At 60.5% G+C, this 19,102-nt stretch carries 24 protein-coding genes; 13 read left to right on the forward strand and 11 right to left on the reverse strand.

Going from position 1 to position 19,102, the window contains the following annotated elements:
* Window position 1 precedes the first annotated feature (1 nt).
* Both cobS and LC298_RS09130 read right to left on the reverse strand, forming a co-directional pair.
* Window positions 2-988, reverse strand: coding sequence for a cobaltochelatase subunit CobS (gene cobS / locus LC298_RS09125; RefSeq protein WP_131569036.1), 987 nt, complete (start codon window positions 986-988; stop codon window positions 2-4).
* A gap of 64 nt (window positions 989-1,052) precedes the next feature.
* Window positions 1,053-1,676: a J domain-containing protein gene (locus LC298_RS09130; protein ID WP_131569038.1), complete on the reverse strand. Its 624-nt coding sequence runs from the start codon at window positions 1,674-1,676 to the stop codon at window positions 1,053-1,055.
* Window positions 1,677-1,817: 141 nt separating this feature from the next.
* On the opposite strand from LC298_RS09130, the gene LC298_RS09135 reads away from it, so the two are divergent.
* Complete coding sequence (locus LC298_RS09135) at window positions 1,818-2,105, forward strand: BolA family protein (RefSeq protein ID WP_131569040.1); 288 nt, start codon at window positions 1,818-1,820, stop codon at window positions 2,103-2,105.
* A gap of 6 nt (window positions 2,106-2,111) precedes the next feature.
* On the opposite strand, the gene LC298_RS09140 is transcribed toward LC298_RS09135, so the two are convergent.
* Genes LC298_RS09140 through LC298_RS09150 form a run of 3 tightly spaced genes read right to left on the reverse strand, consistent with a single transcriptional unit; the run spans window position 2,112 to window position 5,113 of the window.
* Window positions 2,112-3,368, reverse strand: a complete 1,257-nt coding sequence (locus tag LC298_RS09140; RefSeq protein WP_131569042.1) for an HlyC/CorC family transporter — start codon at window positions 3,366-3,368, stop codon at window positions 2,112-2,114.
* 6 nt (window positions 3,369-3,374) lie between these two features.
* Window positions 3,375-4,496 carry a 3-dehydroquinate synthase gene (aroB, locus tag LC298_RS09145; RefSeq protein ID WP_131569044.1) on the reverse strand — a complete coding sequence of 374 codons (1,122 nt, stop codon included), beginning with the start codon at window positions 4,494-4,496 and terminating at the stop codon, window positions 3,375-3,377.
* Complete coding sequence (locus tag LC298_RS09150) at window positions 4,493-5,113, reverse strand: shikimate kinase (protein ID WP_131569046.1); 621 nt, start codon at window positions 5,111-5,113, stop codon at window positions 4,493-4,495. The genes aroB and LC298_RS09150 overlap by 4 nt, the downstream gene beginning before the upstream one ends.
* Before the next feature lie 146 nt (window positions 5,114-5,259).
* On the opposite strand from LC298_RS09150, the gene LC298_RS09155 reads away from it, so the two are divergent.
* The 5 genes from LC298_RS09155 to LC298_RS09175 all read left to right on the forward strand — a co-directional run bounded on the left by LC298_RS09155 (window position 5,260) and on the right by LC298_RS09175 (window position 8,739).
* Window positions 5,260-5,409, forward strand: coding sequence for a hypothetical protein (locus LC298_RS09155; protein WP_199223278.1), 150 nt, complete (start codon window positions 5,260-5,262; stop codon window positions 5,407-5,409).
* A gap of 60 nt (window positions 5,410-5,469) precedes the next feature.
* Entirely contained in the window at window positions 5,470-6,387 is a 918-nt protein-coding gene (locus LC298_RS09160; protein ID WP_131569048.1) for a site-specific tyrosine recombinase XerD, read from the forward strand.
* Window positions 6,388-6,454: 67 nt separating this feature from the next.
* Complete coding sequence (locus LC298_RS09165; RefSeq protein ID WP_131569050.1) at window positions 6,455-7,414, forward strand: acetyl-CoA carboxylase carboxyltransferase subunit alpha; 960 nt, start codon at window positions 6,455-6,457, stop codon at window positions 7,412-7,414.
* 145 nt (window positions 7,415-7,559) lie between these two features.
* On the forward strand, window positions 7,560-8,507 hold the full coding sequence (locus tag LC298_RS09170; protein ID WP_131569052.1) for a L,D-transpeptidase family protein: 948 nt from the start codon (window positions 7,560-7,562) through the stop codon (window positions 8,505-8,507).
* A gap of 7 nt (window positions 8,508-8,514) precedes the next feature.
* Complete coding sequence (locus LC298_RS09175) at window positions 8,515-8,739, forward strand: sulfurtransferase TusA family protein (RefSeq protein ID WP_131569054.1); 225 nt, start codon at window positions 8,515-8,517, stop codon at window positions 8,737-8,739.
* A gap of 13 nt (window positions 8,740-8,752) precedes the next feature.
* Here LC298_RS09175 and LC298_RS09180 read toward each other — a convergent pair whose 3' ends face one another.
* Both LC298_RS09180 and rpmB read right to left on the reverse strand, forming a co-directional pair.
* Window positions 8,753-9,388, reverse strand: a complete 636-nt coding sequence (locus LC298_RS09180) for a queuosine precursor transporter (protein WP_131569056.1) — start codon at window positions 9,386-9,388, stop codon at window positions 8,753-8,755.
* Between the two features lie 89 nt (window positions 9,389-9,477).
* Window positions 9,478-9,771 (reverse strand): 50S ribosomal protein L28, encoded by a 294-nt coding sequence (gene rpmB / locus LC298_RS09185; protein WP_131569058.1) that lies wholly within the window; start codon window positions 9,769-9,771, stop codon window positions 9,478-9,480.
* 242 nt (window positions 9,772-10,013) lie between these two features.
* Here rpmB and LC298_RS09190 point away from each other — a divergent pair, with 242 nt between their 5' ends.
* The 3 genes from LC298_RS09190 to LC298_RS09200 all read left to right on the forward strand — a co-directional run bounded on the left by LC298_RS09190 (window position 10,014) and on the right by LC298_RS09200 (window position 12,458).
* Window positions 10,014-10,817, forward strand: coding sequence for a DUF3108 domain-containing protein (locus LC298_RS09190; protein WP_131569060.1), 804 nt, complete (start codon window positions 10,014-10,016; stop codon window positions 10,815-10,817).
* Between the two features lie 68 nt (window positions 10,818-10,885).
* Entirely contained in the window at window positions 10,886-11,803 is a 918-nt protein-coding gene (gene yddG, locus LC298_RS09195) for an aromatic amino acid exporter YddG (protein ID WP_131569062.1), read from the forward strand.
* Window positions 11,793-12,458 carry a lysoplasmalogenase gene (locus LC298_RS09200; RefSeq protein ID WP_158284772.1) on the forward strand — a complete coding sequence of 222 codons (666 nt, stop codon included), beginning with the start codon at window positions 11,793-11,795 and terminating at the stop codon, window positions 12,456-12,458. Before yddG ends, LC298_RS09200 begins: the two co-directional genes overlap by 11 nt.
* Here the strand turns inward: LC298_RS09200 and LC298_RS09205 are convergent.
* Window positions 12,455-12,910, reverse strand: a complete 456-nt coding sequence (locus LC298_RS09205; RefSeq protein ID WP_131569066.1) for a cupin domain-containing protein — start codon at window positions 12,908-12,910, stop codon at window positions 12,455-12,457. The genes LC298_RS09200 and LC298_RS09205 overlap by 4 nt on opposite strands.
* Entirely contained in the window at window positions 12,910-13,674 is a 765-nt protein-coding gene (gloB, locus tag LC298_RS09210) for a hydroxyacylglutathione hydrolase (RefSeq protein WP_428977557.1), read from the reverse strand. The genes LC298_RS09205 and gloB overlap by 1 nt, the downstream gene beginning before the upstream one ends.
* A gap of 90 nt (window positions 13,675-13,764) precedes the next feature.
* Here gloB and LC298_RS09215 point away from each other — a divergent pair, with 90 nt between their 5' ends.
* The 3 genes from LC298_RS09215 to LC298_RS09225 all read left to right on the forward strand — a co-directional run bounded on the left by LC298_RS09215 (window position 13,765) and on the right by LC298_RS09225 (window position 16,683).
* On the forward strand, window positions 13,765-14,484 hold the full coding sequence (locus tag LC298_RS09215; protein WP_131569070.1) for a class I SAM-dependent methyltransferase: 720 nt from the start codon (window positions 13,765-13,767) through the stop codon (window positions 14,482-14,484).
* 123 nt (window positions 14,485-14,607) lie between these two features.
* Complete coding sequence (hisC, locus tag LC298_RS09220; protein ID WP_131569072.1) at window positions 14,608-15,723, forward strand: histidinol-phosphate transaminase; 1,116 nt, start codon at window positions 14,608-14,610, stop codon at window positions 15,721-15,723.
* 3 nt (window positions 15,724-15,726) lie between these two features.
* Entirely contained in the window at window positions 15,727-16,683 is a 957-nt protein-coding gene (locus LC298_RS09225) for a prephenate/arogenate dehydrogenase family protein (RefSeq protein ID WP_131569074.1), read from the forward strand.
* Here LC298_RS09225 and LC298_RS09230 read toward each other — a convergent pair.
* Window positions 16,680-17,681 (reverse strand): DUF2125 domain-containing protein, encoded by a 1,002-nt coding sequence (locus LC298_RS09230; protein WP_131569076.1) that lies wholly within the window; start codon window positions 17,679-17,681, stop codon window positions 16,680-16,682. The genes LC298_RS09225 and LC298_RS09230 overlap by 4 nt on opposite strands.
* Window positions 17,682-17,720: 39 nt before the next feature.
* On the opposite strand from LC298_RS09230, the gene LC298_RS09235 reads away from it, so the two are divergent.
* A complete protein-coding gene (locus tag LC298_RS09235; protein WP_131569078.1) occupies window positions 17,721-18,248 on the forward strand; it encodes a gamma-glutamylcyclotransferase in 528 nt (175 codons plus the stop codon).
* Here the strand turns inward: LC298_RS09235 and LC298_RS09240 are convergent.
* The gene (locus LC298_RS09240) at window positions 18,245-18,988 is read right to left on the reverse strand and encodes a lysophospholipid acyltransferase family protein (protein ID WP_131569377.1); all 744 of its coding nucleotides are present in this window, start codon (window positions 18,986-18,988) and stop codon (window positions 18,245-18,247) included. The genes LC298_RS09235 and LC298_RS09240 overlap by 4 nt on opposite strands.
* Window positions 18,989-19,102: the final 114 nt, after the last annotated feature.

The following is a 19,102-nucleotide window of genomic DNA, read 5'->3' on the forward strand; positions in this document are numbered from 1 at the left end:
CTCAGCTCAAGACCACATTGGCCGCGCTTTCGGCCAGTTCCTCGCTGAAGCAGCGCTGATAGAACTCGGCCACGAGCGTGCGCTCGAGATCATCGCACTTGTTGAGGAAGGTGAGCCGGAAAGCGAAACCGATATCCTTGAAAATATCTGCATTTTCCGCCCATGTGATCACGGTACGCGGGCTCATCACGGTGGAAAGATCGCCATTGATGAACGCCTGGCGCGTTAGGTCGGCGAGGCGCACCATGTTGTTCACGGTCTCGCGCCCATCCTTGGTCTGGTAATGCTTTGCCTTGGCCAGCACGATCTCGACTTCCTTGTCATGGGGCAGATAGTTCAGCGTCGTGACGATCGACCAGCGGTCCATCTGGGCCTGGTTAATCTGCTGCGTGCCATGATAAAGACCGGTCGTATCTCCAAGGCCGACAGTGTTGGCGGTTGCAAACAGCCGAAAGGCCGGATGCGGGCGGATCACTCTACTCTGGTCCAGCAGCGTGAGCCGGCCAGACGACTCCAGCACGCGCTGAATGACGAACATGACGTCCGGACGCCCGGCGTCGTATTCGTCGAACACCAGCGCGACATTGTGCTGATAGGCCCACGGCAGTATACCATCGCGAAATTCGGTGACCTGCTTTCCTTCATGAACTACGATCGCGTCCTTGCCCACAAGGTCGATCCGGCTCACATGGCTGTCGAGGTTAATGCGCACGCACGGCCAGTTCAGCCGCGCGGCGACCTGCTCGATATGGGTCGACTTGCCGGTGCCGTGGTAGCCAGAAACCATGACACGACGGTTGTGAGCAAAACCGGCCAGAATCGCGAGGGTCGTGGTCCGGTCGAAGATATAATCTCGGTCGATTTCGGGCACATAAGCGTCGGCTTCCCTATAGGCCGGCACTGTCATGTCGACATCGATGCCGAACACTTCGCGCACATCTGCGGAGGTGTCGGGCATGTTTGCGATGTCGAGATCGATCTTGTTCATCTTGCGTCCTCGAAATGGCGGGCGCCGCCTGCACAATGGAGTTCAGTTTTGTCTTGGGCGGCACCTAGCACAGCCCGGCAGTCTTCAACAATTGGTAGGCCTGCACGACATCGCGGAATCGTTCCTCGGACGTGCGGTCGCCGCCATTTGCATCCGGATGATGCTTCTTCACCAGCGCCTTGTACTGGGTTTTGATGTCCTCGCCGGTTGCGCTCGCGTTAAGCCCAAGCGTCGCCATGGCCTTGGCCTCGAGCGGCTTCAGCTTGCGCATCTTCGGAATGGACTCGCGCGCCATCCAGTTGGGGTCACGCATCCGCATGGAACGGGCCGATCCAGACTTCAGGTCGGAAAACACCGGCGCAGAGGACGTCGTCGTCTCGGACTTAGCGGTCCCCATTTTCCAGGTCGGGCGGTTGCCGGTCAGCGAATCCTTCTGGAACTTCGCGACATCCTTGTCTGACAAGCCCGAGAAGTAATTGTAGTTCTTGTTGTACTCACGAACGTGATCAATGCAGAAGCTGAAATATTGCCCCTCGCGATCGCGGCCGGCAGGCGCCTTGTGCCCGCCGGGCTTCTCGCAGCCCGCCCACTGGCATGCTTGCGAGGAAACCTCCTCCTGCGGGCGCTTGCGTTTCTTTCCGCCCGGATTGATGCGGATCGAATCAAAGTATTTCGAACTGGTTGTCATGACCACGGTTATGGGGCGGAGACCGCCTTCAGCAAGGATTGACACAGGAAGATTTGGCGCGGCACATCACACCGCAACGTCCCCAAAAACAGGACGCACTGGTTTAACCATCAATGATGGCGGAGGCAAGGTAGGAAGCACATGGGCCCATTGGAAGAACGGATCACAAGAAAGATTCAGGAACAACTTTCACCGACCCGGTTCGAAGTTATCAATGAGAGCCATTTGCACGCCGGACATCAGGGCGGAGCAATGGATGGAACCGGGGAGACTCATTTCCGGGTCCGCGTGATCGCTGCGTCCTTCACCGGGATGAGTCGGGTAGATCGGCATCGCGCGCTTAACGAGTTGCTCGCTGACGAACTCGCCGGCGGCGTCCACGCGCTGGCGCTCGAACCCGCCGCACCAAGTGAGAACGTCAGGTGGTGATGGAGCCTAAACGGGCCGGACCCTGAGCTTGGTAATGCGATTTTTCTCGCGTTTCATCACAACAAAGCGCATGCCGTGGAATGTGAAGGCCTGTTTTTCGGCCGGGATCGTCTGCGCTTCGTGAATGACAAGACCTGCTATTGTCGTCGCCTCATCGTCCGGCAAATTCCAGTCAAGCGCCCGGTTGATGTCTCGGATCGGCACCGAGCCATCGACGACCACCGATCCGTCGGCCTCCGTGCGGACACCTTGAACGTCGATGTCGTGCTCGTCGGCAATCTCGCCGACGATCTCCTCGATGATGTCCTCCAGCGTGACAAGTCCCTCAACCTCGCCGTACTCGTCGACTACCAGCGCGACATGCGCCTTACGCCGCAGGAACGCGTCGAGCTGATCGCGCAAGCTCGTCGTATCGGGCACGAACCACGGCTTGGTCGCCACCTTGAGGATATCGATCTTTGCTGGATCGTTTTCGACAGCGTGCAGCGCTCGCAGTATGTCTTTCGCATGCACGATTCCGACGATGTTGTCCGTTTCGCCGCGCCAAACCGGCATCCTTGTATGGGGGCTTTGCAGGATCTCGGCGACGATCGTCCTCGGATCGAGATCCGCATTGACCATGCGCATGCTCGTCCGGTGAACCATGATGTCGGACACCTCCAGTTCAGCGAGGTCCAGCAACCCTCCGAGCCGGTCCCGTTCTTCTTTCACGACCGAGCCTTCCTGGTGCAACACTTCGACCGCGCCGCGAATTTCCTCGTGAGCGGTCAGCATGGATTCGTTGTCGGCCAGATCAACCCCGAAGAATTTGAGAATCCGGCGCACGAGCCAGTTAACAAAGCTGGAAAGCGGACCGACCACCACAACGAAGCGGCGAATGACGGGCGCCACGAAAAGCGCGAACCGGTCGGGGTTGGAAATCGCCCAGGATTTCGGCAGTACCTCGGCGAAGATCACCAGCAGCACTGTCATCCCGATCGTCGCATAGGCCACACCCGTCTGTCCGAAGATGGTCAGGAAGACGCTGGTCGCCAGTGCGGAACCGAGAATATTGACAAGATTGTTGCCGATTAGCAGCGCGCCGATCAGCCTGTCCTGACGACTTAGCATCGCGTTGACGCTTCTGGCGCGCAGATCGCCATTGGCCTCGAACTGGTGCATGCGTGCTCTCGATGTCGCCGTCAGCGCGGTCTCCGAGCCAGAGAAAAATGCCGACATGATCACCAGAAAGAGCACCACCAGGGCGACAATCAGAATTTCCATAACCGTCTATTCTCCAATCGCCCCGGCAAGATAGGCGTGCACTTCCGAAGCGGGAACGTCGCGCGCGACGAAGGCCTGACCTATGCCGCGCGTGAGGATGAAGTTCAGCGCGCCGCGGGTGACCTTCTTGTCTTGCGCTATGAAATCGAGCATCCGGTCGGCGTTGCCGGCAACCGCCTTCAGCCCGTTGAGATTTGTCGGCAGTCCGGCGGTTTCAAGATGCGCGGCGACCCGCTTCGCATCGTCCGGGCTCGCGAGGTTCATGCGCGCCGAAAACTCGTGCGCCATCACCATGCCGATGGCGACACCTTCGCCGTGTACGATGATCTCCGGATCGAATTTCGCCGCGGCCTCCAGGGCGTGGCCGAAGGTGTGGCCGAGATTGAGCAGGGCCCGATCGCCCGTCTCGCGTTCGTCGCGCGCAACCACCGCGGACTTCGCTCGGCACGATTCGGCGATCGCGTTAATTCGCTCGGGCCCGCCCGCGCGAATTGCCGGCCATTGCCTCTCCAGCCACGCGAAGAAATCCGGGCGGTCGATCAGCCCGTATTTAACCACCTCGGCATAGCCAGCGCGGAATTCACGATCCGGCAGCGTGTCGAGCGCGTCCGTATCAGCCAGAACCAGTTGCGGCTGGTAGAACGCGCCAACGAGGTTCTTGCCATGGGGACTGTTGATGCCGGTCTTGCCGCCAACTGAGGAATCGACTTGGGCGAGCAGAGAGGTCGGCATCTGCACAAACCGCATTCCGCGCCGCGCGATAGCGGCCGCGAATCCGGCGAGATCACCGATCACGCCGCCTCCGAGTGCAATGACCGCATCACCGCGTTCAAGTCTCGCATCGAGGATCCGCTCAACCACATCCTGCAGGGTAGGGTAACATTTGGAAGGTTCGCCAGCCGGTACGCGGACCACCGTCGCGCCGATGCCGAATGCCTCCATACTCGCCAAGACTGAATCGAGGTGATAGCGCGCGACGTTCTCGTCGGTCACAACCGCGGCCCGTGCGCCCGGTGGTAGCACATCGGCCACCAGTTCGCCGCTCTTGGCGAGCAATCCGGGACCGATATGGATGTCATAGGACCGGTCGCCGAGAGACACCGGCACTATCTGATGGATGTCCCTCATACTCCTCTAGCCTCGCCGGCGGCGCCAACGTGACTGACGCGAGAGGCGTTGCCTACGGTCAGAAAAGTGGCGACAGCCTCCACGACCCGGGCTGCCATTTCATCCTTGGAGACGTCCTGCGAAGGGACTTCGACATCTGCGTGCGCATAGACAGGGTAGCGCTCGGCAATCAGTTTTTGCATCACCATGCGCGGATCGGGATTTTGCAACAGCGGACGGTTTTGGCGACGCGAAACCCGTTCCATTAGCAGGTCGATATCCGCGGAAAGCCAGATCGAGACGCCGCGCCGTGCGATCGTCTGGCGCGTCTGCTCGTTCATGAATGCACCGCCGCCGGTCGCGAGCACCCGCGGCCCTCCCTTCAGGACGCGGGCGATAACCCGTTTCTCCAGGGCGCGGAATTCGGGTTCGCCATATTGTTCGAACAGGTCGGCCACTGTCATTTGCGAAGCGGCTTCGATTTCCGAATCAGCGTCGACGAACGGCAGTTCGAGCATCGCAGCCAGTTTTCGACCGATGGCCGATTTGCCAGCGCCCATAAGTCCCACGAGCACCACGGACCGCTTGCCGATCAGGCGGCGGACGGTCTTGCAATGTGCTGTCGTTTCCCGGGTCATGCTCTCCACCGTGTGGCTCCGCTTACCACACGAACGGTTGTGACGTGTCAAGAATTGTAACGGCGGTGAAGTTAGGGTTTGATTTCGACGCTGCGGGAACGCATACCGCAACAGAGGAAGGGGCGCCTCGGAGGATTTGGGGAAACATGCCGAGTTTGATTCGGTTTCTTTTCATGATCGGCGTGCTTGCGGGCTTGGTATACGCGGGCATGTGGGCGCTTGTCTTCTTTGTCGAGCCGACGCCGCGTGAAATGACAGTGCGCATTCCCGCCGACCGGATCAATCCGGACCGCTAGCGTGGAGACACACTTGGCGGCGGAAACCGGGGGTAAACTTTCCGGCGTTAGCTTTCGGGCATGATCGACGCATTCCTGGAAATGATGAGCGCCGAACGAGGCGCTGCGGACAACACGCTCGCTTCCTACCGCCGCGACCTGGAGGATGCCGAGCGCTTCACGCGCTCTTCATGCGGAACACGATTGGCTGAATCCGCGTCAAGCGATATCGCGGCGTTGTTGCGTGACATGGAAAAAGCGGGCTTTGCCGCATCCTCGCAAGCGCGGCGCCTATCCGCGCTACGGCAATATTTTCGATTTCTACACGCCGAAGGCATACGGGCCGACGATCCTACGGGGGTCGTCATGTCGCCCAAACGCGCGCGCGCCTTGCCGAAGATCCTGAGCGAAAACGAAGTCGATCGTCTGCTGCACCGCGCCGCCGACGAGGCAAGAGATCCGTCGATAGCGGCGGGGCAGGTGCAGAGCGCGGTCCGAACCCGCGCATTGCTGGAACTCCTCTATGCAACCGGAATGCGGGTCACCGAACTCGTGTCACTTCCCGTCAGTGTCGCTTGGAGCGAGGAGCCGTTCTTCATCGTGAAAGGTAAGGGCGGCAAGGAACGGATGGTTCCAGTCACGCAATCCGCTCGCGATGCGGTATCGGACCACCTCCAATTGCGCGACCGCGATCCGCGATCCGCTACTTGCCCCTGGCTCTTCCCGGCAGAAAGTTACACGAAAGCCATCGCGAGGCAGGTTTTCGCCCGCGACTTGAAGGCACTCGGTGCGCGATGCGGAATCCCTTCCGCACGCATGTCGCCGCACGTGCTCCGTCACGCTTTCGCAAGTCACCTGCTGCAGAATGGCGCCGATTTGCGAGTGGTGCAGCAGCTTCTTGGGCACGCCGATATCTCCACGACGCAAATCTACACACACGTGATGGAGGAGCGTCTGCACCGCCTTGTCAGCGAGAATCATCCGCTGGCGTGCAGATAGCGTTATCTTGACATCAATCCCTTTTACCTCCACCTGCACCCGAAATCGTCACCGGAACCGCTATTGAATGTACAGCTATCTCGATTTCGAAAAGCCGATTGCCGATCTGGATGGCCAGATCATGGAACTCAAAAAGCTTTCCGAAGGTGAGAACGGCGGGGTTGACGTAGCCGAGGAAATCGCCCGTCTGGAGCGGCGCTCGGCCGAGGCCCTTGTCGAGGTGTATCGGAAACTGACGCCTTGGCAGAAGGCGCAGGTCGCCCGCCACCCGGACCGTCCGCACTGCTCACGCTACGTGGAAGCGCTGTTTACGGAGTTCACGCCGCTGGCAGGCGACCGGAAATTTGCCGAGGACCATGCGGTGATCGCCGGCTTCGCCCGTTTCAACGGTGAGCCCGTAGCCGTGATCGGCCAGGAAAAGGGTTCCGACACCAAGGCTCGGCTCAAGCACAATTTCGGCATGGCGCGCCCGGAGGGTTATCGAAAGGCCGTGAGGATCATGGAACTGGCGAACCGCTTTGCGATGCCGGTTATCACGCTGGTCGACACGGCTGGCGCCTATCCCGGGGTCGGGGCAGAGGAGCGTGGGCAGGCCGAGGCGATCGCCCGGTCGACCGAGGCCTGCCTGAATCTCGAAGTGCCGATTGTCTCGGTCGTTATTGGGGAGGGCGGCTCGGGGGGCGCCATAGCGATCGCCACCGCCAATCGCGTGTTCATGCTCGAACATTCCATCTACAGCGTCATTTCGCCGGAGGGCGGAGCGTCGATTCTCTGGCGCGACGCAGCCCGCGCCAAGGACGCCGCGACGGCGATGAAGATCACGGCGCAGGATCTCCAGGACCTGAAGATCATCGACGGCATCATTCCCGAGCCGCTCGGCGGCGCGCATCGGGACCACGATGCTGTCATAATGGAAACGTCAAAAACACTGAAACAGGCGCTTGACGAACTCTCCCCCATCGACGGGCTGACCCTCAAGAAGGATCGTCGTGAGAAGTTTCTCGCTATCGGTCGCCACCTGAACTAGCGTGGACGCGAAACCGCCATATAGCCGCCGCATTTTCTGCCGATTTCACACCCGTGATATTTCCGTGAGTGGGCTGGGGAAACATTGCGGTAAGCAATGGTCAACTATGATCCGGACGAGAATGACTGACCGGAGGATGTAGCGGATGGTCTTGCGACGCACTTTAACGGCGCTGGTCTTGGCCGGCGCAACCGCGTTGGCGGGATGTCAGGCCAACGACATATTGGCTCTGAAGGAAAACGCGCCGATTCCGAAAGATGCGTTAGCCTTTATGAAGGCCAACGGGATGACATCCGCGTCACCGATATTCATGCGAATCTTCAAGAACGAAGGTGTTCTGGAGATGTGGAAGCAGAAAGACACCGGACGCTACGATCTCGTGAAGAGCTACGAGATTTGCAAATACTCGGGAGTTCCGGGGCCAAAATTCAAGGAAGGCGACCGGCAGGCTCCGGAGGGCTTCTATTTCGTCTCGCGCAGCCTGCTGAACCCAAATTCGTCCTATCATCTCTCCTTCAACATGGGCTTTCCCAACGCTTACGATCGCTCACTCGGGCGCACTGGCACGAACCTGATGGTGCATGGCGCATGTTCATCGGCGGGCTGCTATTCCATGACTGACGAGTATATCGCGGAAATCTACGCATTCGCCCGCGAGGCGTTGAACGGTGGTCAGCAGGACGCATTTCAGATCCAGGCATTTCCCTTCCGCATGACGCCGGAAAACCTCGCCGAAAATCGGGGCAGCCCGCACTTTGAATTTTGGAAGATGCTCAAGGAAGGCTACGACCATTTCGAGCTGACCAAGGTTCCGCCGAAAGTCGATATTTGCGACCGCCGCTATGTCTTTAACCAAGAGGCGGAAGACGGCGAGTTCGTGCCGACCCAGCAGTGTCCGCAGACGACGATGCCTGAACGGCTGGCCGTTGCGTACAATACGCTGCAGTCCCAGCACGCACTGGCGTTCGAGCAGGCAGTGGCAAAGCTCGAGGGTCGAGAAATTCCCGAGCAGTTGCAATCGATTCCCACAACTCCGGTTCAGGACCTGCTCGAATCGCCCGCCTACACGGGTTCGACCACGTCCGCTGAATAGATCCGCGATGGAAGACGATTACGATCTACGCGGCCTCAACTGTCCCCTGCCAGTCCTCAAGACGCAAAAACGCATGCGCACCATGGCCAAGGGCGACCGCATCTGGGTGCGCACAAGCGATCCGCTTGCGGTTATCGATATTCCTAATTTCTGTCAGGAGCGCGGCCACGCGTTGATCGAGACGCAATCCGCTGAAGACGGGCACCGCTTTCTGATCGAGCGCGGCGCCTGACGTGTCGGCGGCCTCAGACCGCCGCCGGGGTCTCGGAAGTCACAACGCCCCGAAGCGCTCCGTACGGCAAAAGCATCGCAACGCCGACGATCAGCTTCACGACCAAATCGCCGGCAGCCAGCGATACCCAGAGCGGAACCTCGCTGCCGAAACCCAGAAACGGCACCGGGAAATCGAGAGAGCCGCGTTCGCCGCCGAAGTCAAAAACGGCGAAAAATCCTGCAAACGCGATGCTGAAGAACATGAAGGTGTCGAGTACCGAACCGATCACCGACGAGACGAGTGGCGCTTTCCACCATGCGGAATGGCGCAGGCGATCGAAGACGGAAACGTCCAGTAACTGGGCGGCCAGAAAAGCTGTGCCTGAGGCGATCGCAATACGCGGGCTAGCGAGCAAAGCGGAAAGCGCCACCGCCAGAACGAATCCACAAAACACAATGACACGCGCTGCCGAACTGCCGAAACGGCGGTTTGTCAGGTCCGTTACGAGGAACGCGACGGGGTAGGTGAAGGCGCCCCATGTCAGGAGATCTCCGAGATTGAGGCCGCCGATCGAGGCCTGGACCGGAAACTGGACGAGATAGTTCGACAGCGCGACGATGGCGCACATGGCGAAAATGAAAGGGAAATAAGAGCGCAGAGCTTGCATTTTTTTACCCTGGGTGATGCCACCAGCTGAACCAACGAAACGGGCCGGCGAACCGGCCCGTGAAAAGATCTTTGAACCGGCAGACCGTATCAGGCGGTCTGTTCGGAAACCTTCTTGGCGATCTGACGCTTCAGCAGACGGGCACGCTGCGACAGGTCATCCGCCTTGGCTTTCGCCAGAAATGCATCCAGACCACCACGATGCTCGACCGTACGGAGTGCAGCCGCAGACACGCGAAAACGGTAACTCTGGCCGAGCGTCTCGGACATCAGCGTGACTTGGCAGAGATTTGGCAAAAACCGGCGGCGGGTCTTGTTATTCGCGTGGCTTACATTGTTGCCAGTCAAGACAGCCTTGCCGGTCAATTCACATGCGCGTGACATCGTAATCACCTTTGAAATCGGTTTTCGTATCCGCTTTCGCAACGCGGTCTCGAGTTGCGCCGACCGAGGCGGCGTCACTGGACAATCGCGGCATCTGCGGAAAAGTCAGGGTCCTATAGTGACAACCACCATTTTCGTCAACCGCCCCCGTTCACTTTCGCGCCGGTTGGCAGACGCCACCATACAATGGTCGCTTTCAGCCGCGAAGCCAATTCCAGGGACGACAACTAGGAAACTGAATCATGCGCGTGATTGGAGCCGCGTCATTTCTCTTTGTCCTCGCCTCCGCACCCCAGCCGGCTGCACAGGAAGGGGTGACCCACAATTCGGAATACCGGGTAACAGCGCTCGGACTGCCGGTGGGTACCTCGGCCTTCCAGACTGCAATCGCCGGTGACGTCTACGCGCTCAAGGGCTCTGTGAACTCGTCCGGCCTTGCCCAGCTTTTCGCCCCCACATCCGGCACCCTGAAAGTCTCAGGTCGCATTGGAAGTGGCGGCGTCGAGGCAAATGCTTTCGCGATGCATTACAAGACTGGAAAGAAACGCCAGCGCACTGCCATTGGTTTCAGACGCGGCAGCATCGCCAGTATCGTCAACGAACCCGAGCCGCGCAAAGGCGCAGACTGGATCGACGTTCACCAGGATCAATTGCGCAATGCCCTCGATCCAATCAGCGCTATGCTGGTTCGCGCGGGAGGGCCAGCCGAGGTCTGTAACCGAACCGTACGCGTGTTCGACGGGGCAATGCGCGCAGATATCGCCATGTCGTACCTGCGCACCGTGCCGTTCTACACCGAAGGCTTCAATGGAGACGCAGTAACCTGTCGTGCGCGTTTTATTCCCGTATCAGGCTACTCCGGCGGAAAAAAGGAGATTGCCTGGATGCGTGACAAGGGCCGGATCGAGATCGGGTTTGCGCCGATCGCAGGCACAGAGCTCTATGCGCCCGTTACCGCCTCGATCAGCACCCAGATCGGCAAGGTGCGCATTCGCGCGACCCGTTTCCAAAGGACAGGCGCGGCGCCCGAACTCACCGCGAAGTAGTTCCGGACCCGCCGTCGCATCGCACGGTCGGCGCTTGACAAAATTTCGCAGCGCGGCGAACGGAAAGTATGTCAGGAGCCCCATCCTCCCGTCCATCGCGTCTCGCTGCCACACTGATCGGCTTTACGGCGGTCGTGATGTGGGCGTTGCTGGCGCTGTTCACCGCTGTCTCGGGTGACGTGCCGCCGTTCCAGCTCTCGGCAATGACGTTTGCACTGGGCGGCATGATCGGTCTTGTGGTGTCGACGATGCGAGGAACGCTCCCCGCCCTGAAACGAGCGATTCCGGTAAAAGCATGGCTGATCGGCGTCGGGGGGCTGTTCGGATATCATTTTCTCTATTTCACCGCCCTCCGTCACGCACCGGCGGTAGAGGCAAGCCTGATCGCTTATCTCTGGCCGATGCTCATCGTGACCGGCAGCGCGATGATGCCCGGCGAGCGCCTCGGCTGGCACCATCTGGCAGGCGTCGCCTGCGGTTTCGCCGGCACGGTGCTGATTGTCACTGACGGAAGCGGACTGTCGCTGAAGACGGAATATGCCTACGGTTATGCCATCGCGCTTGCGGCTGCGTTCACATGGTCTGGCTACTCTCTGCTTTCGCGCCGTTTCGCGTCCGTTCCGACGGACGTCGTGGCAATCTACTGCATGGCCACCGCCATTCTTTCCCTGATTGCCCATCTCGCGCTCGAAACTACCGTTTGGCCGCAAGGCACGACCGAGTGGCTGGCGGTTGCCGGCCTCGGGGCTCTGCCCGTCGGGGCGGCGTTCTATGTCTGGGACCATGGCGTCAAGCATGGGGATATCCAGGTTCTGGGTGCATCTAGCTATGCCGCGCCGCTTATCTCGACGATCATTCTGGTTGCTGCCGGCCAAGCCAACGCCGGCTGGAGCATCGCGCTTGCCTGCCTCTTGATCACGGGCGGTGCCGCGATCGCCGCGAAGGACATGCTGGTCGTGCGAAGGAGGAAGAACATTGCCATTTGAGGGAGGCGTCTCGGGAACGGCTAATGGAACCCTGCTCTTTGCCGTCCTGCTGGCCGCCGCCTATCTTTTTTACGGCCAGCGCCGCCAGTCAATTCTGAAAGTCGTCGCCAAGACTGGCTCCATCGGCCTGCTCGCGCTTCTCGCGGGCATAGGGAACGGCCCGTGGCTTCTGACGCTGGCGCTTGTTCTATGCGCCGCAGGCGACTTTTTCTTGGCGGTTGAAGACCGGAACGCACGCTTCTTTACCGTCGGGCTCGGGGCGTTCCTGCTTGGCCACCTGGCCTATGTCGCATTGTTTGCCGCGCTTGCCGGAACCACGGCGATTTCGACGCCCGTGGCCGCAGTGATCGGAGTTGGCATTGCCTTCGTAGCGATCACGATGGCCACACGGCTCTGGTCCGCGGCAGGGCCTCTCCGCATCCCTGTTATGGTCTATATCACGGCAATTTTCGCCATGGGCCTGACCGCGCTGGCGACAGGCATCCCACTGCTAATCGCCGGAGCGGCGAGCTTCATCGCATCGGACGCTGTTCTCGCAGCTGACCGCTTCCTGATGAACAGCCAAACGCCGCTGCGGCAATTTGCCGGTCCGTTCGTCTGGATCACCTATTTCGCCGCCCAAGTACTCATCACCTTGGGGATTCTTCTAGCCTAGACGCCCCTTGGCGTGCGCGGTGTCGGCCGCCAATCGGGCGGCGCAAGTTCGAACGAGGCGAACTCGAAACCCGGCGCGACCGTGCAACCGACAAGCGTCCACCGGCCGAGCGATGTCGCCGTCTGCCACCAATTTGCAGGCACGACCAACTGCGGACGTTCCCCTGCAGCGAGATTTGACCCGAGCCGGTACGCCTCGGCGTCATGCCCGTTCGCCGACAGCGTCAGCACCAGTGGCGCACCCGCGTAATAATGCCAAACCTCGGCGGCGTCGGTTACCCGGTGCCAGTGGGACACATCGCCAGCCTCCAGCAGGAAATAGATCGCGGTGGAGTGTCCCCGCGCATCCGCATGCCCGCCAGCGTCCCGAAACGTCTCGGCGTACCAACCGCCTTCCGGATGGGGCTTCAGGCCGAGCAGGGATTTGATCCTGTCCGCCGCAAGATTTTGCATCAGAAGCGGTCCTTGCGAGCGCGTATTTCGGCAAAGACGGCCTCATCCGTCTCGCTCTCCATCCCGAGCGTGCGGCGTATTGCCGGATCGTCAGGGCGCAGGAACGGATTCGTGGCCAATTCGCCGGAGAGCAAGACTGGAAGCGTCGGTCTGCCGCTCTGGCGTAAAAGTTCGACTTCCGCCGTGCGCGCAATCAACGCATCGTTATCGGGGTCGACGGACAACGCGAAGCGTGCATTGGAGAGCGTGTATTCATGTCCGCAGTAAAGCTGCGTATCAGGTGGCAGCGCCTTCAATTTTCGCAAGGCCGACCACATCTCCGCCGGGCCGCGCTCGAACAAGCGCCCGCATCCGAGCGAGAAAAGCGTATCTCCGGCAAACAGCACCGTGGCTTCCGGCGAGTGATAGACGATATGACCCGCCGTATGACCGGGCGTTCCGATCACCCTAAATCCGTACGCACCGAAGTCGAACACGTCGCCTTCGGCGAGTGTCCGGTCGATGCCCGGAATTCGGTCCGCTTCCGCCTGCGGCCCGACGATATGGCACCCGAACCGCTTCTTCAGGGCCAGATTACCGGCCGTGTGGTCGTGATGGTGATGCGTCGTCATGATATCGGTCAGCGTCCATCCCTTTGCCTCGAGCACCGCAACGATAGGATCAGCCTCCGGTGCATCCACAGAGGCGGTGCGACCGGTTTCCGAGTCGTGGATCAGAACGCCGAAATTGTCGGAAAGGCACGTGAACTGTTCAATCGCCAACACGCTTCGTCTCCTTGACATTGCCCTCGCCGCGGGGAAGGGATTTGTTGCACCTGCCGATGCGCGAAGCAACCTGAAGGACAGCCACAAACCATGCATATGGACATTGTGGAGATACGCAGCTTTTACGATAGTCTGCTCGGCAGGATGGTTGCGCGCTCGATCGGCATGGGCCTCACACGCATCTGGCAGTCGCTACCGAACGAAAGACTACTCGGGCTGGGCTACGCGCGGCCGTGGCTCGATCTCTTCGAGCCTGACACTGAGCGCACCTTCTCCTTTATGTTGGCCGCTCAGGGCGCTGTGAAATGGCCGCGCGAGGGGCTCTCCCGCTCCGCGCTCGTTTTCGACGAGGAATTGCCGCTGCCGGATTCCGCCATCGACCGTATATTGATGGTGCACGCGCTCGAGCACTCCGAAAACCCTCGCGAAACCTTGATGGAAGCTTGGCGCGTGCTCGCGCCCAACGGCCGGCTGATCTTGGTCGTACCCAACCGCCGCGGTCTCTGGGCGCGCTTCGAACACACGCCCTTCGGCACCGGCCGTCCTTTCTCGAAGGGTCAGCTCGTCCGATTGCTCCGCGACTGCAACTTCACCCCCGGTCCTATGACCGAGGCCTTGCTGTACCCGCCTGTGACCCGGTCATCACTGCTTCGGATCGCGGTTCAGACCGAAAGGATCGGGTTGCGATTGTGGCCGCTCTTTGCCGGCGTCATCGTGATGGAGGCGCAGAAGCGTTTGTATCAGGGACTTCCGGTTGCCGCACGACAGTCGCGCCGGGTGTTCGTCCCCGTACTGGCGCCGCAAGGATAGGTGCGGTTCGGCGCGATTGGCGTCCGCCCGCGCAAGCCCTCGTCTCGACATTTGAACATCGGCCCTGTATCCCGCTGCGGTCTAACAGGGGCCTGTCCTGGGCTCAAAAGGAAAGACCTTCGAATGTCCGCGTCGAATTCCGCAGATCGTCCTGTTCCGAAACCCGGCGTCATGGACATTGCCGCCTATGTTCCCGGGCGCAGCAAGGCCGCGCCCGGCGTAAAGCTGTGGAAATTGTCTTCCAATGAGACACCCCTCGGGCCTAGCCCGACTGCGGTGGCGGCATATGAGGCTGTTGCGTCGAATCTGGAGCGCTATCCCGACGGATCGGCGACGGATTTACGACAAGCAATCGCCGAGGTGCACGGCCTGAATATCGACAACCTGATCTGCGGAAACGGATCGGACGAATTGCTCGGACTCCTCGCCAACACCTATTTGGCGCCGGGCGACGAGGCGATATTCACCGAGCACGGCTTCCTCGTCTACAAGATCCAGATTCTCGCGGCTGGCGGCACTCCGGTCGTTGCGCCGGAGACCAATTACCAGAGCGACGTCGACGCTATTCTGGAGCGCATAACCGATCGCACCCGGATCGTGTTTCTCGCCAATCCCAACAATCCCACCGGCACATATATCAGCGATGAGGAGGTCCGCCGGTTACATGCCGGCCTGCCGAAACACGTGCTTCTCGTGCTTGATGCGGCTTATGCGGAATATGTACGACGGAACGACTACAGCGCAGGCATCGAACTCGTTTCCGGGCACGACAACGTCGTCATGACGCGCACTTTCTCGAAGATTCATGGGCTCGCTGCATTGCGCATCGGCTGGATGTATGGCCCCATTCATATAATCGATGCGCTGAACCGGGTGCGCGGACCGTTCAACGTCAACGCGGCAGCCATTGCGTCGGGCGTGGCGGCGATCCGCGACCGCGCCCATACCGACAAGGCGGTCGCGCACAACGAAACATGGCTCCCGGTGCTGACGAACGCGCTGACCGATATCGGCCTGACTGTCACCCCGAGCGTCGGCAACTTCATCCTGATACATTTCCCAAAGGACGACCCCCGGCGTACTGCAGCCGCGGCCGATGCCTACCTTACCAAACGGGGGTATGTATTACGGGCTGTTGCCGGATACGGATTGCCGAACGCCCTTCGTATGACCATCGGTCCAGCTGAAGCCAATGAGGGCGTGATTGCGGCGTTAACCGAGTTCATGGACCGCGGCTGAATCATGTCATCATCCAAACCGTTGTTCGAACGCGTCGCGTTGATCGGCATCGGCCTGATCGGCTCGTCGCTTGCGCGCGTGATCCGACGCGAGGGTCTCGCCGGCGAGATTGTGATCTCCACCCGTTCATCTCAGACGCTTGATCGCGCCCGAGCTCTAGGACTTGGCGACCGCTACACAAGCGATGCGGCCGATGCCGTTCGCGATGCCGATCTGATCATCTTGTCCATTCCCGTCGGCGCATACGCACCTGTCGCCGCCACCATATCGCCGCATCTCGCAAAAGGTGCGATCCTGACCGACGCCGGCTCGACGAAGGGATCGGTCATCAGCGACGTGACTCCGCACCTGCCCCGCCACGTGAATTTCATTCCGGGACATCCCATCGCCGGCACCGAACAATCCGGTCCGGATGCGGGGTTCGACAGTCTGTTCGAAAACCGCTGGTGCATCCTGACCCCCGTCCCCGGAACAGATGAAGTTGCGGTCAAGAAGCTCGCGCGGTTCTGGACGGCATGCGGTTCGACGGTCGAGATGATGGATGCCGCGCATCACGACCGGGTTCTCGCCATCGTTTCCCACCTGCCGCACATCATAGCGTACAACATAGTCGGTACGGCGGATGACCTGGAATCGGTGTCCAAGTCCGAAGTCATCAAGTACTCCGCTTCAGGTTTCCGTGATTTCACACGCCTCGCGGCGTCCGACCCGGTGATGTGGCGCGACGTCTGCTTGGCCAACCGCGATGCCATTCTTGAAATGCTTGGCCGGTTTTCCGAGGACCTTGCCGCTCTCCAGCGCTCGATTCGATGGAGTGACGGGGACGCCCTGTTCGATCTGTTCACCCGAACCCGCGCCATCCGCCGTTCGATCATCGAGGCCGGGCAGGAGGTCGACGCGCCGGATTTCGGTCGTCATCCGGAAATCGCGAAAGGCGAGTCCGCAAAGAACGAGGGCTAGTCAATCGGCGGAATGTCGCCAAGGGCGAAAAAGCCGAGCCGGACCATGCCATCCCGGATCGCGACTGGCAGCGTCACCTCGGGGACCGATCCATCGTCTGATGGCGGCTGGACGGAAGCCAATGCCTCGATCTGCGCCGCATATTGAGGAAAGACGGGTTTGAACGCTGCGGCAAGCCCGGCCGGATCGACGACCGACAGTTCCAGGGTTGCGTCAACGAGCCCATCCGCGCCGATCGAGAAGGGGCCGTTCAACATCACGCCCTTCTCAGGCGTCACGAGCAATGCCCCCCGTCGCAACTCGCCCGACACGCCGCGCAGCGAACTCACGCCGCCGGAGGCAAGCGCGACGCCGTCTTTGATGGTAACATCCGCGTCGCCTGACAGCGGCGGCAGAGCGGAATAGGGCGCAAGCGGAGGCGCTGCCGCCAAGCCCTCGAACCGTACCGCCAGATCAAGCGCGTCGCCATTCTGACGCATATGGATTTCGAAGCGCGTCGACGTCATCAAAGGATTCTCGTCATGCGTCGAAACACGCAGTCGATCGATCGCGGCCGACGCTCGCTGCGGCAAGGGCTCGGCGACCACGGCGCTCGTCTGTGCCAGATCGTACTCGATACGCAGGGGCGGCAAGACAGGACTTAGGACGGTCATCGGACTGTCCAGTTCAGCGATGATACGGCGCGGCTCGTAAACCTGAGCCGCGCTCCGGAACGCGCCCGCCTCGATCGAGAACTCCCGCGCGGGCTGCTCGAACGCAATCGAAGCGCACCGAACCTCGAAGCGGAACGGATAACCTGTCACCGCGCGGCCCGGACAGTCGATGGAGTTCCCTTTTGCTCGCTGGGCGTCCAGGGCGGCCGTGGCATAAGCCTCGACCTTGTCGGCCAGCCAGAACCAACCCCCGGAATATGCGATGGCCACGAGAAAAATGATCACAGCGAGCCAGCGAATCTGGCGGCCTGTGTCTCGGGGTGATTTTTCTCTGCGGCTTTCCATGATACGGCGGGCACTCGTAATTGTGAAACGTCCGCGCTTATGAATGATTTTTGGGTCTTCGGCTACGCATCTCTGATGTGGAAGCCCGGTTTCGATTTTGTTGAAAAACAGCGCGCCCGATTGCACGGCTACCACCGCAGCCTGTGCGTGATCTCGATCGAGCATCGCGGGTCCGCCCACCGTCCGGGCCTGGTTATGGGCCTGGATCGCGGAGGATCGTGCGTCGGCGTCGCGTTTCGGGTGGACGGACGGAATCGGGCAAACGTGCTCGACTACCTGCGCGCCCGCGAACTGGTTACCAATGTCTATCTGGAACGCCGCGGTTCAATCACAATCGAGGACGGGAACCATGCGTCCGCTTTGATCTACGTGGCAGACCGCGACCACGGGCAATATGCGGGGCGTCTGAGCGTAGGGGAGGCCGTCGCGCGCGTATGCGGCGCCGTCGGGGGGATGGGGCCGAACGAGGATTACGTTCTCAACACCGCAGACCACATCCGCACGCTTGGCATCCGCGACCACTGGCTGGAGGAGGTCGTCTCGCGAGTTAAGGCGCGCCGAACTTAAGCGCTGGTGGGGCTAGCCGCTTCAGCGCGGAGTTCCGCAACCCGTTTTCGCGCCGTCTCCGGGAACGGTGGCGCGGTCGGGTCGTCGGCAAGTTCCAGAAGTTGCCTGTCGCAAGCCTCCTCGATGCGGCGGATCAGTTCGCCGCGAAACTCATCGCGGCCGAGACCGGGCTGGATGGGCTTGAGAATTTCCACCTTGATCGTCCCCGGATAGCGCATGAATGTGCGTCGGCGCCAATAGAGCCCTGCATTGTGGGCGATCGGCACGACCGGGACATCAAGAGCCTCGTAAAGATTGACAATCCCCATTTTGTAGGAGGCTTCAGCGCCTGGGGAGCGCCGCGTACCTTCCGGATAGATCACGATCTGGCGGCCTTGCTCAACGGCACGTCTGGCCCCGCGGTTCACGGAAGCAATGGCCGTCGCACGATTTCCCCGGTCGATCGCGATCATGTCCATCTTGGCGAGGTACCAGCCGAAGATCGGAACCCACGTCAGTTCGCGCTTGAGAATGTAGACGGGATCGGGCCACCACGGCAGAAATGCGAACGTATCCCAGACGGACTGATGTTTGGGCGCGAGAATATAGCTGCCGGCCGGCAGGTTCTCCTTGCCGATGACCACGTGATCGGTGCCCACGATGACCTTCATCAGCCACAAATGTGTCTTTGCCCAGAACTTCGGTACGAACCATGCGTTTTTGCGCGGCGCCAGAAAATAGAAGGGAGTGAACACGATCATCTCGATCAGGGTCACCGCATAGAAAAGGAAATTGAAAAAGAGAGAGCGAATGGCCAGCAAGGGGAACCCGATCGGCGGTTAATGGATAAGACTCACCGAAAGCCGATACACGCC

This window comes from Oricola cellulosilytica, from assembly GCF_019966575.1.
Classification (GTDB): domain Bacteria; phylum Pseudomonadota; class Alphaproteobacteria; order Rhizobiales; family Rhizobiaceae; genus Oricola; species Oricola cellulosilytica.

Bases quoted from the DNA above. Each gene is read 5' to 3' on its own strand.
- cobS (WP_131569036.1), bottom strand. From the start codon at position 988: ATGAACAAGATCGATCTCGACATCGCAAACATGCCCGACACCTCCGCA.
- LC298_RS09130 (WP_131569038.1), bottom strand. From the start codon at position 1,676: ATGACAACCAGTTCGAAATACTTTGATTCGATCCGCATCAATCCGGGC.
- LC298_RS09135 (WP_131569040.1), top strand. From the start codon at position 1,818: ATGGGCCCATTGGAAGAACGGATCACAAGAAAGATTCAGGAACAACTT.
- LC298_RS09140 (WP_131569042.1), bottom strand. From the start codon at position 3,368: ATGGAAATTCTGATTGTCGCCCTGGTGGTGCTCTTTCTGGTGATCATG.
- aroB (WP_131569044.1), bottom strand. From the start codon at position 4,496: ATGAGGGACATCCATCAGATAGTGCCGGTGTCTCTCGGCGACCGGTCC.
- LC298_RS09150 (WP_131569046.1), bottom strand. From the start codon at position 5,113: ATGACCCGGGAAACGACAGCACATTGCAAGACCGTCCGCCGCCTGATC.
- LC298_RS09155 (WP_199223278.1), top strand. From the start codon at position 5,260: ATGCCGAGTTTGATTCGGTTTCTTTTCATGATCGGCGTGCTTGCGGGC.
- LC298_RS09160 (WP_131569048.1), top strand. From the start codon at position 5,470: ATGATCGACGCATTCCTGGAAATGATGAGCGCCGAACGAGGCGCTGCG.
- LC298_RS09165 (WP_131569050.1), top strand. From the start codon at position 6,455: ATGTACAGCTATCTCGATTTCGAAAAGCCGATTGCCGATCTGGATGGC.
- LC298_RS09170 (WP_131569052.1), top strand. From the start codon at position 7,560: ATGGTCTTGCGACGCACTTTAACGGCGCTGGTCTTGGCCGGCGCAACC.
- LC298_RS09175 (WP_131569054.1), top strand. From the start codon at position 8,515: ATGGAAGACGATTACGATCTACGCGGCCTCAACTGTCCCCTGCCAGTC.
- LC298_RS09180 (WP_131569056.1), bottom strand. From the start codon at position 9,388: ATGCAAGCTCTGCGCTCTTATTTCCCTTTCATTTTCGCCATGTGCGCC.
- rpmB (WP_131569058.1), bottom strand. From the start codon at position 9,771: ATGTCACGCGCATGTGAATTGACCGGCAAGGCTGTCTTGACTGGCAAC.
- LC298_RS09190 (WP_131569060.1), top strand. From the start codon at position 10,014: ATGCGCGTGATTGGAGCCGCGTCATTTCTCTTTGTCCTCGCCTCCGCA.
- yddG (WP_131569062.1), top strand. From the start codon at position 10,886: ATGTCAGGAGCCCCATCCTCCCGTCCATCGCGTCTCGCTGCCACACTG.
- LC298_RS09205 (WP_131569066.1), bottom strand. From the start codon at position 12,910: ATGCAAAATCTTGCGGCGGACAGGATCAAATCCCTGCTCGGCCTGAAG.
- LC298_RS09215 (WP_131569070.1), top strand. From the start codon at position 13,765: ATGCATATGGACATTGTGGAGATACGCAGCTTTTACGATAGTCTGCTC.
- hisC (WP_131569072.1), top strand. From the start codon at position 14,608: ATGTCCGCGTCGAATTCCGCAGATCGTCCTGTTCCGAAACCCGGCGTC.
- LC298_RS09225 (WP_131569074.1), top strand. From the start codon at position 15,727: ATGTCATCATCCAAACCGTTGTTCGAACGCGTCGCGTTGATCGGCATC.
- LC298_RS09230 (WP_131569076.1), bottom strand. From the start codon at position 17,681: ATGGAAAGCCGCAGAGAAAAATCACCCCGAGACACAGGCCGCCAGATT.
- LC298_RS09235 (WP_131569078.1), top strand. From the start codon at position 17,721: ATGAATGATTTTTGGGTCTTCGGCTACGCATCTCTGATGTGGAAGCCC.
- LC298_RS09240 (WP_131569377.1), bottom strand. From the start codon at position 18,988: ATGATCGTGTTCACTCCCTTCTATTTTCTGGCGCCGCGCAAAAACGCA.